General features: G+C 59.9%; 9 protein-coding genes and 5 pseudogenes. 9 read left to right on the forward strand and 5 right to left on the reverse strand.

What is annotated here, in order from left to right; all coding sequences use genetic code 11:
• Nucleotides 1–150: 150 nt before the first annotated feature.
• From AC0ZT5_RS29830 to AC0ZT5_RS29845, 4 genes are read left to right on the forward strand one after another with little or no spacing between them, the layout of a single operon-like run.
• On the forward strand, nucleotides 151–1740 hold the full coding sequence (locus AC0ZT5_RS29830; protein ID WP_488499353.1) for an ABC transporter substrate-binding protein: 1590 nt from the start codon (nucleotides 151–153) through the stop codon (nucleotides 1738–1740).
• An 11-nt stretch (nucleotides 1741–1751) separates the two neighbouring features.
• Entirely contained in the window at nucleotides 1752–2711 is a 960-nt protein-coding gene (locus tag AC0ZT5_RS29835) for an ABC transporter permease (protein ID WP_488499354.1), read from the forward strand.
• Between the two features lie 9 nt (nucleotides 2712–2720).
• A complete protein-coding gene (locus AC0ZT5_RS29840) occupies nucleotides 2721–3545 on the forward strand; it encodes an ABC transporter permease (RefSeq protein ID WP_488499355.1) in 825 nt (274 codons plus the stop codon).
• Entirely contained in the window at nucleotides 3542–5215 is a 1674-nt protein-coding gene (locus tag AC0ZT5_RS29845; RefSeq protein ID WP_488499356.1) for an ABC transporter ATP-binding protein, read from the forward strand. Before AC0ZT5_RS29840 ends, AC0ZT5_RS29845 begins: the two co-directional genes overlap by 4 nt.
• Before the next feature lie 66 nt (nucleotides 5216–5281).
• On the opposite strand, the pseudogene AC0ZT5_RS29850 reads toward AC0ZT5_RS29845, so the two are convergent.
• From AC0ZT5_RS29850 to AC0ZT5_RS29860, 3 genes and pseudogenes are all read right to left on the reverse strand, one after another.
• A pseudogene (locus AC0ZT5_RS29850) lies at nucleotides 5282–5569 on the reverse strand (ISAzo13-like element transposase-related protein); the annotation flags it as partial.
• 78 nt (nucleotides 5570–5647) lie between these two features.
• A complete protein-coding gene (locus tag AC0ZT5_RS29855; protein WP_488499357.1) occupies nucleotides 5648–6091 on the reverse strand; it encodes a UPF0149 family protein in 444 nt (147 codons plus the stop codon).
• Nucleotides 6064–6234: pseudogene (locus AC0ZT5_RS29860) on the reverse strand (transposase domain-containing protein); the annotation flags it as partial. The gene AC0ZT5_RS29855 and the pseudogene AC0ZT5_RS29860, both read right to left, overlap by 28 nt.
• A gap of 477 nt (nucleotides 6235–6711) precedes the next feature.
• Here AC0ZT5_RS29860 and AC0ZT5_RS29865 point away from each other — a divergent pair.
• The 3 genes and pseudogenes from AC0ZT5_RS29865 (at nucleotide 6712) to AC0ZT5_RS29875 (ending at nucleotide 9751) form a co-directional block, all read left to right on the forward strand.
• The gene (locus tag AC0ZT5_RS29865; protein ID WP_488499358.1) at nucleotides 6712–6918 is read left to right on the forward strand and encodes a hypothetical protein; all 207 of its coding nucleotides are present in this window, start codon (nucleotides 6712–6714) and stop codon (nucleotides 6916–6918) included.
• A gap of 645 nt (nucleotides 6919–7563) precedes the next feature.
• Nucleotides 7564–8121: pseudogene (locus tag AC0ZT5_RS29870) on the forward strand (ATP-grasp domain-containing protein); the annotation flags it as partial.
• A 235-nt stretch (nucleotides 8122–8356) separates the two neighbouring features.
• Nucleotides 8357–9751 (forward strand): MmgE/PrpD family protein, encoded by a 1395-nt coding sequence (locus AC0ZT5_RS29875; protein ID WP_488499359.1) that lies wholly within the window; start codon nucleotides 8357–8359, stop codon nucleotides 9749–9751.
• A 152-nt stretch (nucleotides 9752–9903) separates the two neighbouring features.
• Here the strand turns inward: AC0ZT5_RS29875 and AC0ZT5_RS29880 are convergent, their stop codons facing one another.
• Nucleotides 9904–10113: a hypothetical protein gene (locus AC0ZT5_RS29880; RefSeq protein ID WP_488499360.1), complete on the reverse strand. Its 210-nt coding sequence runs from the start codon at nucleotides 10111–10113 to the stop codon at nucleotides 9904–9906.
• A gap of 179 nt (nucleotides 10114–10292) precedes the next feature.
• On the opposite strand from AC0ZT5_RS29880, the gene AC0ZT5_RS29885 reads away from it, so the two are divergent.
• On the forward strand, nucleotides 10293–11288 hold the full coding sequence (locus AC0ZT5_RS29885) for an aldo/keto reductase (RefSeq protein WP_488499361.1): 996 nt from the start codon (nucleotides 10293–10295) through the stop codon (nucleotides 11286–11288).
• A gap of 96 nt (nucleotides 11289–11384) precedes the next feature.
• Here the strand turns inward: AC0ZT5_RS29885 and AC0ZT5_RS29890 are convergent.
• Nucleotides 11385–11543: pseudogene (locus AC0ZT5_RS29890) on the reverse strand (integrase core domain-containing protein); the annotation flags it as partial.
• 167 nt (nucleotides 11544–11710) lie between these two features.
• On the opposite strand from AC0ZT5_RS29890, the pseudogene AC0ZT5_RS29895 reads away from it, so the two are divergent.
• A pseudogene (locus tag AC0ZT5_RS29895) lies at nucleotides 11711–11859 on the forward strand (IS110 family transposase); the annotation flags it as partial.

An 11859-nucleotide genomic window follows, 5' to 3' on the forward strand; every position in this document is an offset into this window, starting at 1 on the left:
ATGCGTCATTATGCGTCTTGGGCGAGAAGACGCCCAATTCCTGCATTGATTGCCTACACATTTGCTCAACGCCGCCCGGCGAGGTTGGTACCCTCATCAAATTCCCCGCAATGTCGGCGCTAAGGGAAATCAACAATAAGGAGGATCCCGATGTCGCAGGAACTCGACCATCTCAACCACCTCGCCAGTGCAGGTGGTTTAAGCCGCCGTGAGTTTCTGGGGCGTGCGACGGCTCTCGGCGTAAGCGCCGCCGTGGCTAATTCGCTTTTTGCCGGTACCGCAATGGCGCAGATGCCCCAGAGGGGCGGTGTCCTGAAAGCTGGCCTTCAAGGCGGTAGCGCCACGGACAGTCTCGACCCAGCGCTTCCAGCAGGCGCACCTCCAATCACCTTTGGCAGATGTTGGGGCGAGGTGCTGATGGAGGTGACCCCCGATAACGGGCTTGAGTACCGAATCGCTGAGGAAGTTGGCTCGTCCAAGGATGCCAAGACGTGGACTCTGAAGATTCGGAAAAGCATCCAATTCCACAACGGAAAGGAAGTGACCCCCGATGACGTCGTCGCCACGCTGGAGCGTCACTCCAATAAGGAGTCGAAATCCGGCGCCTTGGGCATCCTTCGCGGGATCGAAGCCATCAAAGCCGATGGGCGTGACGTCGTGATAACGCTCAAAGAACCCAATGTTGATCTGCCCTATCTTATGACTGACTACCACCTGATCATCCAGCCCAACGGCGGCAAGGACCATCCCGCCGCGGGCATCGGGGCCGGCCCTTACAAGGTCGCCGTCAACCAGCCGGGGGTGCGGCACGTCGGCGAAAAGTTCAAGGACTATTGGCAAAGCGACAAGTTGGGCCACGCCGATCAGGTCGAAATCACTGTCATCAACGACGCCACTGCACGTATTGCGGCCCTTCAAGGCAATCAGGTCCACATGATCAATCGTGTCGAGCCAAAGGTCGTGGACCTGGTGAAACCAGTCCCCGGCATCACTATCCAGAATGTGACCGGCCGCGGTTGCTACCTCTTCAATATGTTCTGCGACACCGCCCCGTTCGATAACAGTGATGTCCGGATAGCCTTGAAGCTCGCCTTAGACCGCGAACAAATGCTAGACAAGATCCTTCGCGGCTATGGCGCAGTAGGTAACGACTTTCCTATCAACGACGCTTATCCGTTTTTTTCCGGGGACATCGAGCAGCGTGCCTTCGACCCGGACAAAGCCAAGTTCCACTATAAGAAGTCGGGCCATAGCGGGCCGATCCTACTTCGCACTTCGGATGTTGCCTTCCCTGGCGCGGTCGACGCCGCGCAGCTCTACCAGCAGAGTTGCGCCAAGGCCGGCATCACCCTTGAGGTCAAGCGTGAGCCCGGCGATGGCTATTGGTCCGAGGTCTGGCAAAAGCAGCCCTTCTATGCCTCCTACTGGACCGGGCGCTCAACGCAAGATCAGATGTACTCGACGTCCTATCTGTCGACAGCTGAATTGAACGACACGCACTTCAAAAACGAGAAGTTTGACAAGCTTCTCATAGAGGCACGCGGCGAGCTCGACCGGGAAAAGCGCAAGGACCTCTATCGCGAAATGTCTATCATCGTGCGCGACGAGGGCGGGGTTATCGTGCCGTTTTTCAACCAGTTCATAGATGCAACGGGGCCGGATGTGAAAGGCTTCGTGAAGCATCCAGCGCGGGATATGTGCAACGGCTACGCGTTGGCCCAATGTTGGCTCCAAGCCTGAAAAGCATGCTTATGTCCTCACCCATCTTGAAGCTAATTGCCCAGCGCATTGCGCTGGGCATCGTCCTTCTGTTGGCCATATCGGTCCTGATCTTCGCCGGTACGCAAATCCTGCCCGGCGACGTCGCGCAAGCCATTCTGGGACAATCGGCAACGCCGGAGTCGCTCGCCAATCTGCGCGAGCAGCTCGGCCTCAACCAGCCCGCTTACATCAGGTACTTCCACTGGCTCGGCGGTGCGCTCACGGGCGATCTCGGCACGGCGATGTCGAGCGGCCAGGACATCGCGACCTCGATCAAGGGGCGGCTGTGGAACACGCTGTTCCTCGCCTTCTGGGCGGCGGTCGTGGGCGTGCCGCTGGCCATCATTCTCGGCCTGATCGCGGTGCGTTACCGCAATGGCTGGGTCGACAAGCTGATCTCCGGACTGGCGCTTGCCTCCACCTCCTTCCCGGAATTCTTCATCGGCTATGTGCTCGTCTATTTCTTCGCCGTGAAGTGGCAGATCTTTCCCGGCATTTCGACTGTCTATGACGGCATGCCGTTTGGCGAGCGCGTGCAGTCGATTGTCTTGCCGGCGACGGCGCTGACGCTGGTGGTGCTCGCCCACATGATGCGAATGACCCGCGCAGCGATCCTCAATGTCATGCAGTCGGCCTATGTCGAGACGGCGGAACTGAAAGGCCTGTCGGCCTTCAACGTCATCCGCAGACATGCCTTTCCCAACGCCATCGCCCCGATCATCAACGTCGTCATGCTCAACCTCGCCTATCTGATCGTCGGCGTCGTCGTGGTCGAAGTGATCTTCGTCTATCCCGGCATGGGACAATACCTCGTCGATCACGTGACCAAGCGCGACGTGCCGGTGGTGCAGGCCGTCGGCCTGATCTTCGCCGCCGTCTACATCAGCCTCAACATCATCGCGGACATAGCGGCGATCATCGCCAATCCGCGTCTTCGACATCCGAAATAGGGGGCGGGCATGCTCGATATCAAACGCATCCCCATTCCCGCGCTGATCGGCATAATCCTGACGGCACTGTTCGTGCTGGCGGCGATCTTCGCCCCCTGGATCTCACCGCACGACAATGCCGAGATCGTCGGCGACGTCTGGGAGCCGATGTCGGCGGCGCATTGGCTGGGCACCGACAATCTCGGCCGCGATCTGTTGTCGCGGATGATCTACGGCGCCCGCATCACTCTGTTCATCGCGGTGCTGGCCACCGCGCTGTCGTTCTCGCTCGGCGCCATACTGGGGTTCTCAGCGGCGGTGTTCGGCGGCTGGTTCGACACGATCCTGTCGCGCCTGGTCGATCTCCTGATGTCGATCCCGACGCTGATCATGGGGCTGGTCGTGCTCTCCGTGCTGCCGACGAACCTGGTGACGCTGATCCTGGTCATGGGCATTCTCGACTCGACCCGCGTCTATCGCCTGTCGCGCGCGGTCGCCGTCGACATCAACGTCATGGACTATGTCGAAGCCGCAAAGCTGCGCGGCGAAGGCAGCTCGTGGATCATCTTCCGCGAGATCCTGCCCAATGCGCTGTCGCCGCTGGTCTCCGAACTCGGCCTGCGCTTCATCTATGCGGTTCTGTTCCTGTCGACGCTGTCCTTCCTCGGCCTTGGCGTGCAACCTCCGGACGCCGACTGGGGGGGCATGGTCAAGGAGAACAAGGACGGCATCGTCTTCGGCATTGCCGCAGCACTCATTCCGGCGGGGGCGATCGCCGCGCTCGCCATCTCGGTCAACCTTGTCGCCGACTGGATCCTCAATCGCACGACAAGCCTGAAGGGAGGACGCGGATGAAGGCTGACGGCAAAGCGAAGCCCGGACAACCCAAGCCAGGCGTGCTGCTCGATATCAGGAATCTGCGCATCGAGGCCACGGTCTACCCGCCCGGCGAGGCGCCAAAGAACATCGTCCTAGTGCACGATGTCTCGCTGACTCTGCAGAAGGGCAAGGTGCTCGGACTGATCGGCGAATCCGGCGCCGGCAAGTCGACCATCGGCCTGTCGTCGATGGGCTATGGCCGCGGCGGCGTGCGCATCATCGGCGGCGAGGTGATCCTCAACGACCGCGACATCCTGAAGGGCGGCAAGGAAGGTTTCCGCAAACTGCGCGGCCGCGAGGTCTGCTACGTCGCGCAGTCGGCGGCGTCCGCCTTCAACCCGGCGCACCGGCTGATGGACCAGGTGGTGGAAGCCACGCTGCTGCATGGCACGGCGACACGCGCCGAAGCCGAAAAGCGCGCCGTCGCGCTGTTCAAGAAGCTCAGCCTGCCGAACCCCGAAACCATCGGCGAACGCTTCCCGCACCAGGTCTCGGGCGGCCAGCTGCAGCGCGTGATGACGGCGATGGCGCTGTGCTCCGAGCCCGATTTGATCGTCTTCGACGAGCCGACCACGGCTCTCGACGTGACGACGCAGATCGATGTGCTGGCCGCCATCAAGGATGCAATCCAGGACACTGGTGTTGCGGCGCTTTACATCACCCACGATCTCGCGGTCGTCGCCCAGGTCTCCGACGAAATTATGGTGCTGCGAGACGGTAAGATGGTGGAGCACGGCGAAACGCGGCAGATCATAGAGGCGCCGCGCATGGACTACACTAAGGCGCTGGTGTCGGTGCGTTCGATCGAGCATGAGGAGAAGCAACCGACGCCGAAGCCTCTGTTGTCGGTCAGGAACGTCACAGCCGCATATGGTGGCGGTGCCTTGAAGGTTTTGCAGGACGTCTCGGTTGACGTCCATCCCGGCCAGACGCTGGCCGTGGTCGGCGAATCCGGCTCCGGCAAGTCGACGCTGGCGCGCGCCATCACCGGCCTTTTGCCGCCCGAGCAAGGCACGGTTACCTTCGATGGGCGCCCGCTCGCCAACCGGCTTGCCGACCGGCCGAAGGAAGACCTGCGCCAGTTGCAAATGATCTACCAGATGGCAGATGTCGCGATGAATCCGCGCCAGACGGTCGGCACCATCATTGGCCGGCCGCTCGAATTCTATTTTGGCATGCGAGGAAAAGAGCGCGACGCCCGCGTCGGCGAACTGCTAGACGAGATCGAGATGGGCAAGGGCTTCATCGATCGGTATCCGGCTGAGCTGTCAGGCGGGCAAAAGCAGAGGGTCTGCATCGCCCGCGCCCTAGCGGCAAAGCCGAAGCTCATCATCTGCGACGAAGTAACGAGCGCTCTCGACCCGCTGGTGGCTGACGGAATCCTAAAGCTGTTGCTTCGTCTGCAGAAGATTGAGGACGTGGCTTATCTGTTCATTACGCACGACCTCGCGACGGTGAAGGCTATAGCTGATTCCATCGCGGTGATGTATCGCGGCGAGGTGGTCCGCTTCGGCTCGAAGACGCAGGTGCTAACACCGCCGTTCGACGCGTATACCGACCTTCTGCTATCTTCCGTACCTGAAATGGAGGTCGGGTGGCTGGAGCATGCGATCGACGGTCGCCGAATGGAGAGCGCTGGGAACTGAGTTAACGCGCCGCTCGTTCGATATGATAGGGCCCACGCGGGATACGTTTGAACCTCGCTGGTCTTAGTCCACCGAGATCGCCGGTTCGCCGGCCGCCAGCGCCGCCTTGACCTGGTTGTGGATGTCGTGGAATTGGGCGTCGCGATCGGGATGGTTCGCCCCCGTGTTGCGGTTGGCTTGCAGCCTGTAGCCGAGCTTATGCAGGAGTTCGCCTACCAGCGAGCGGCCCGATCTGCTGACTGGTGTCGCACAGCGCGCCGGCAAGCTTCCTCAGGCTCTTGCAGGTCCAAAACACGGCGACTGCGGATCGCCCCGCGTGTCGGGCTCGATGAGCGCTCGCAGCTCGTCAATCAGTAAGCGGGTGCGCCAAGGCACCTTTCCCGAAATCGTCTTGATGCTTAGATCGCTCGTTAGTCGGCGCGCCAGTGCGGATCACTTCGGATCGTCATAACGGGTGACGTAGTGGAGTTCGCGCAGGGCGGGGATGACGAGGGCGATGTCTTTGTACGCCTCGTGCTCGATGAAGCGCGCGGTCTCGGGCCCCGGCCTGGGTTTGCCGAGGACGGGCCTGCCCTTTTTGTGGACGCAGTAGATCAGAATCGGCAGCAGCAGGCCGTGATTGGGGTTGTTGAGGTCGAGTAGCGATCTCCATTTTTTGATGTTGAGATTGATGGCCGCGTAGAACCCCTGGCACCACGGCCGCGGGTCGATGCCGCCGCTGGGCTTGGTAGCGAATCGGGGCGCATAATCCTGCGGTCTGTCGAAGAGCGTCTCGTTGATCCGGTTGTGGATCCTGGCGATGCTGGCAAACACTGCGTGATCGGCTGCAGAGCCTTTGGCCACGACGTCGCGCCGCAACCCCATGAGCGGGCACATCCAGTCTTTTCGAGATCGGGCACGCTGGAGGCGAAATCGGTCTCGAGATCTTCGAGTTCGAGCTGCACCTGGCCGAGCTTCTCGGAGGAGCGGCCGAAGGCCTTGCGGTTGAAGCGATCGATCTGCAGCTGCAGGCGCTGGATGCGAAGCGCGGCCTCGGCGCGGGATGCGGGTCGCTGCCTTGACGCTTACGGAAGCAAAATCGACACAAAATCAATGAGAGAAACGACCGAATTTAGCCGGCCAGACGCGCAGCCGCCCGCGCGCTCGGTTCTCATGGATCCTTTCCAGGAGTATCTCGAAGGACGCTGGCGGGAAGGCCAACGCAACTGGAGCGAAATCAAGTGCCCCGGCTTTGCAGGCAGCAGGGCGACCGTCTACAGGTGGACCTCCGCCCGCCAGCAGTGCTCATCGACCGCTCCGTCAAATGCGCGATGGCGACCGCCGTCGCGCCGAAACTGTGCATGGCTGTTGAGCGAAGACCCGACTTTGCTCGATGAGCAGACCGAGCAATTCTTGGGCCATCTCTATGACTGCGCGCCGGAGCTCTTGAAGGCGGGTGACTTGGCTCGACGTTTCGCTGCACTGATACGCGGCGACGATGATGCCGGCCTCGAGCAATGGATCGAGGACGCCACGACAGCGAACTGGCTTCTCTTGCAGCAGGCATCGGCCGTGACATTGCGGCTGTTCGGGCCGCAATCACCCAGCCCTGGAGCACCAGTCCGGTCGAGGGACAGATCAACCGACTCAAGACCATCAAGCGCCAGATGTATGGGCGCTCCGGGTATCCGCTGCTGAGAAACAGGCTGCTGGCAGCCGCCTAACAACCGTAGAAACAGACGGGGCAACCAAGGGAACGCCGCCCCAGCACCAGATATGCGGAAGATCCCAATCAGCCTCGAATCCGTTTAGCTCTTCAGCTGGCCGCCGGCCCTTTGGACGGGGGCGATGCCCGTGGCCCGCGCCACCGCAGCGATCCCACCGCACCTAGCCGCCAACGCCTCGGCCGCCGCAAAGCGCCGCCGAGAGCGTTCGTGGAACACAGGACGAAGCGAACCATGACGCGCCCGGTCCGCAAAGCCATCGCTTGCCCTCTGGGAACCAGATCACCGCTCATGAACCATTTGTCGTCGAGACCGCCTGCGAGCCCTGAAAACAGGCGCGAGCGCGTCCTTCAACCATCCAGATCTCCACCTTCGGAAACCGGCCCGCATATTCGATCGAGCTGGCCTTGAGGTCCCCGGCGGAGGTAGGGCCAATCGTCGGCCGGACAACTCTGTCAAACAAATTATTGCAATAAGATACTTCAAATAACTTTACAGAACTTTCGCAATTGAGGCTCGCCGACAATGGTATTGTCCGGCAAGTCTGAGGTCAGGGACGAATATAAGCCAGCGCCTGGTTACGCTCTGGCCGCCGCACGGCACACGCTCTGGCCGCCGCACGGCACACAACGGAGGTCGACGCCAATGGCAGGAAGAGCGCTCATCCTGGTTGAAGGCCGTAGGAGTATTGGTCTGCTATACGTGAAAGCGGCCCAGCGTCTTGGCGTTCATCCAATTACCCTGTCCGCCGATCCAGCTCGGTACGACTATCTCGCGGCGGAAGACATAGAGGCAATCCGTGTCGACACGGACAATCTCGATGCACTGATCCGCGAATGTTCCCGGCTTCGTGCGACCTGTGACATTGCTGGTATCACTGGCTTTACGGACCTTGACGAGTCAGCCTATGCGACAGTTGGCGAGCTCAGCCGATACTTCGATCTACCAGGACCGAACCCCGCATCGATTGAACGATGCTGCGATAAGTTCACTCAACGTCAACTCCTCGCGGAAGCCGGCATTCCAATGGCCGCTTATCGCTTGGCAGCGAATGCGACAGACGTAGAAAGCTGTGCCGCGGAGATCGGCCTGCCTGTAGTTCTTAAACCAGCCGTCGGCAGCGGCAACAGCGGTGTCCGATTGTGCCGCAATGTAGATGAGTTATCCCAACAGACAACCTATCTGTTGGACGGGAAGCACATTGCATGTTGAACCCAAGACACCGATCGTCAGGAAAGGCGATTACCGAGACTGTCTCGGATATGTCATCGCCTCCCATCCCGTGCTGGGGCCGAGCTGATACTTCAGCATGCCGCTGCCTTGATCGATTGGTCGATCATACCATCTCCGGCCCTTGGCGAAACAGAACAATCTGCGGTCCCCGAGGGGACTATGTTCTAGATATCGGCAGCCCGATGTTTCATTTGGAGGTATGGCAATGGATGTAACGACGCAAATCATTAGGCACGTTCTTAGTTCCGGGTTGGAGACGATACCTGAGAAAGCAATAGAACGTGCGAAGCTCTCAATCCTGGACACTATTGCGTGCGCGATCGGCGGATCGAATGATCCTATTGCGCACTTCTCTCGCAACTTGGGCGCGTTGTCGGGTGGCAACCCAGAATGCACCGTTTGGGTTTCCGGAGAGAAGCTTCCTTCCAGCTTGGCAGCCCTTGTTAATGCGACTACGGCCAGAGCCCTTGATTTTGATGAGACGTATGAGATTTATATCAACGGTTGTCACGCAAGCTCATATGATGTCCCGCCGGCCCTGGCACTGGCCGAACGGGACCCTTCTATCACCGGAAGAGAATTGCTGACCGCGGTCGCAACAGCTATCGATCTGCACGTGCGTCTCGCGCGTAGCGTTACTACATATTCTTCAAGTACGGGCCGCGACAATATGGTCTCTGTCTGGGGCGCGACCGCGGTTAGTACCAAGTTGCTACGGCTTGACGAAGAGAAAACCCGGAATGCGTTCGGAATCGCTTATGCCCACGCCGCCGGCGAATACCAGATGTATGAGGAAGGTGCCCACACTGTAGCGCTGCAGCAGGGATTGCGGGCCCGCTCGGGAATTGAGTCGGCCCTATCAGCTATGGTGGGCTTCAACGGCCCGCAGGAGCCGTTCTTCGGGAAGTATGGTTTCTACAAGGCCTTCGAACCTGAGTTCGACCTCGATATGCTTATGGACAAACTGGGCTACGATTATGTGAACGCTTCCATAGGCTTCAAACCCTGGCCGTCCTGCAAGTGTAATCATTTCGGGATCGACGGGCTGCTGCAATTGCGCGGGAAGCACAACTTCGTGGGCGAGGATATTGTTTCAATTGAGCTCGGGTTGAATCATCGCGCTGAGAGTCTTGTGGTTCAGCCGCGCGACCAAAAGTGGAACCCAAAGGACCCGGTTGTAGCGCGTTACAGCCTGCCTTACGCCATCGCTGTCGCAGCGCAATACGGCAGAGTCGCAATTGACGATTTCCGTACCGAAGCGCTGGCGGATCCGGCCGTGCGTCGGATTATGGCCGTTACCAAGGCCGAAGTTGATCCAGAGATCGAACGCACTCACGGCCAGTATGGGAATTCTCCGACAACAGTTAAAGTAAGTCTAAAGAGCGGATCAAAGCACTTTATTCGTGTGGACAAGCCGTTCGGACATCCGGAAAACCCGGCTTCGCTCATCGATGGCATGCGGAAACTTAGGGATTGCAGCGAAATTTCGATATTGCCGTTCTCCGCGAAACAACTCGGGTTGATCGGTGACTTCATCCGCGATCTTGATAAGCAGCCCACGTTGGCACCGCTATTTGAGCTGCTAGTGGGCGGTAAGTAGTCTCGGGTGAGTGGGGTACACTGAGGCGAGCTGATACAGAGTTAGGCGATTCTCATGAAACCAAATGTTAAAGGTGCTAACTCGCTGTCGAAAGCAGGTTCTCCACATCGTCTGCAAGGAGGAAGCAGCCGTCACCGATCTAGGTGGTTGTCCTACCCGCGCCGGAGAAACAGCGTCATTGCATCGACCGGATCAACCCCGGGGTGGCTGGTCAATACGAACGATAGCGGCGCCGACAGCAGCCCCACATCGCCGGTCGCGAACAAGAGCGGCTCCTCGCCCTCGAGAATGACCCAGCAAAGCTTTCTCTCATCACGGCGAAGAACTTGATCGTCTTCGGGACTGGTAAGCGGATCACCCAAGGTAGCCTGCGGTTAAGCCGCGCGTCACTAGCGTTTCCGCCCCGTCAGCTTAAGAATGTCGGAAAACGGATCGTTGGTCATTCTCGCACTCTCGCGCAAGCTTTTCGGATTTTCAAGCATTCACCGTACGGCCCGCAGTTCATATCTTTACCTCCACACGTTTTCAGAAGGTTGAATCCATGACATTGAGCAAGCGGCGACTGGGTAAGCGAGGCCTGCGGGTCGGCGCGATCGGGCTCGGTTGCATGGGTATGAGCCAGTACTACGGGCCGGCGGATGAGGAGGAGTCGATCGCCGCGCTGCACCGGTCGATCGAGCTCGGCTGCGATTTCTTCGATACCGCGGAAGCCTATGGTCCGTACACGAATGAGGAACTGCTCGGCCGCGCTTTTCGTGGTCGGCGGGACAAGGTGGTGATCGCCACTAAGTTCGGGTTTCGCTTCAAGAACGGCCGCCAGCTCGGCGCCGAAACCGATAGCCGACCCGAATCGATCCGCCGCGCGGTGGAAGGATCCCTGCGACGGCTCCAAAGCGACCATATTGATCTGCTGTATCAGCACCGCATCGATCGCGAGGTGCCGATTGAGGATGTCGCGGGTACGGTCGCGGAGTTGGTGCGCGAGGGCAAGGTGCGTTTCTTCGGCCTGTCGGAAGTGGGCGGTGCCATGCTGCGCCGGGCGCATGCGGTGCACCCAGTCTCGGCGCTGCAGAGCGAGTACTCGCTGTGGGAGCGCAACCTTGAGGGTGACGTGATCCCGGTGCTTCGTGAGCTGGGCATCGGGTTGGTGCCTTTCTGCCCGTTGGGCCGCGGCTTCCTCGCCGGTGGCGTCAAACGCGCCGAGGAATATCCTGAAGGCGATACCCGCCGGATCGATGAACGGTATCGGGCCTCGAACTACGACAGCAACGTGAAGGCGGCTCAGGCCGCGTTCGACATAGCTGAAGCCAAGGGCGCAAGGCCGGCGCAGATAGCGCTCGCCTGGTTGCTCCACAAGGGTGACGACATCGTCCCGATCCCAGGTACTAAGCGACGCGCCTATCTGGAGGAGAATGTCGGCGCCGACACTGTCCAACTGACTGCCACTGACATGCAGACGCTCGACGAGACGCTCGCGACAGGAACGGTTTCCGGCAATCGCTACCCCGACTGGCTGATGGCAGGGATCGATCGCTGATCGTCGGATCCGTCAACCACCCGATGCCGTAGTATCGGTGCTTGCCCGGGAACAATAGAAACGATTATGTTTCAGCGCATTCTCCGGAGGTAGCGGCTCGGCGCGCCACAGGGCCAGGGACGCGCGAGGCTGTGCGAGTGAGGTGAACAGCGTCTCGTTCAACAGTTCGTCGCGCAGGCGGCCGTTGAAGCTCTCGGTCAAGGCATTACGCATCGGCTTGCCAGGCGCGATGTAGTGCCATTCGACACGAACCTGGTCGGCTCAGAACTCGCTGCCGTAGCACCTACGGAATGAAGGAGCGGCGGCAGCTGAGACAGCGGTGCGCGCAGCTTTTCGCTGCAGGCGCGCACATCGAGGCGGCCATGGCCAGTCAAAGTTTCTCTAGAATGTGAATGTCACAACCCATTCCGGAGAGACCGACCATGACCACTTCAGATTCTACACCCGCCGCCGCGGTGCTGGTAGCGATCGACATTGCCAAGGTGCGCAATGAAGTTCTGATTGAAGCACCTGGCCACAAGCGCCGGCGTCGCCTTTTGGTCCTCAACACCCGTGCTGAGCACGACCATCT

It is taken from the genome of Mesorhizobium sp. CNPSo 4670 (genome assembly GCF_057784235.1).

Coding starts and splice junctions, on each gene's coding strand:
- AC0ZT5_RS29855 (WP_488499357.1), bottom strand. CDS start 6,091: ATGTGCCCGCTCATGGGGTTGCGGCGCGACGTCGTGGCCAAAGGCTCT.
- AC0ZT5_RS29845 (WP_488499356.1), top strand. CDS start 3,542: ATGAAGGCTGACGGCAAAGCGAAGCCCGGACAACCCAAGCCAGGCGTG.
- AC0ZT5_RS29830 (WP_488499353.1), top strand. CDS start 151: ATGTCGCAGGAACTCGACCATCTCAACCACCTCGCCAGTGCAGGTGGT.
- AC0ZT5_RS29875 (WP_488499359.1), top strand. CDS start 8,357: ATGGATGTAACGACGCAAATCATTAGGCACGTTCTTAGTTCCGGGTTG.
- AC0ZT5_RS29885 (WP_488499361.1), top strand. CDS start 10,293: ATGACATTGAGCAAGCGGCGACTGGGTAAGCGAGGCCTGCGGGTCGGC.
- AC0ZT5_RS29840 (WP_488499355.1), top strand. CDS start 2,721: ATGCTCGATATCAAACGCATCCCCATTCCCGCGCTGATCGGCATAATC.
- AC0ZT5_RS29835 (WP_488499354.1), top strand. CDS start 1,752: ATGTCCTCACCCATCTTGAAGCTAATTGCCCAGCGCATTGCGCTGGGC.
- AC0ZT5_RS29865 (WP_488499358.1), top strand. CDS start 6,712: ATGGATCGAGGACGCCACGACAGCGAACTGGCTTCTCTTGCAGCAGGC.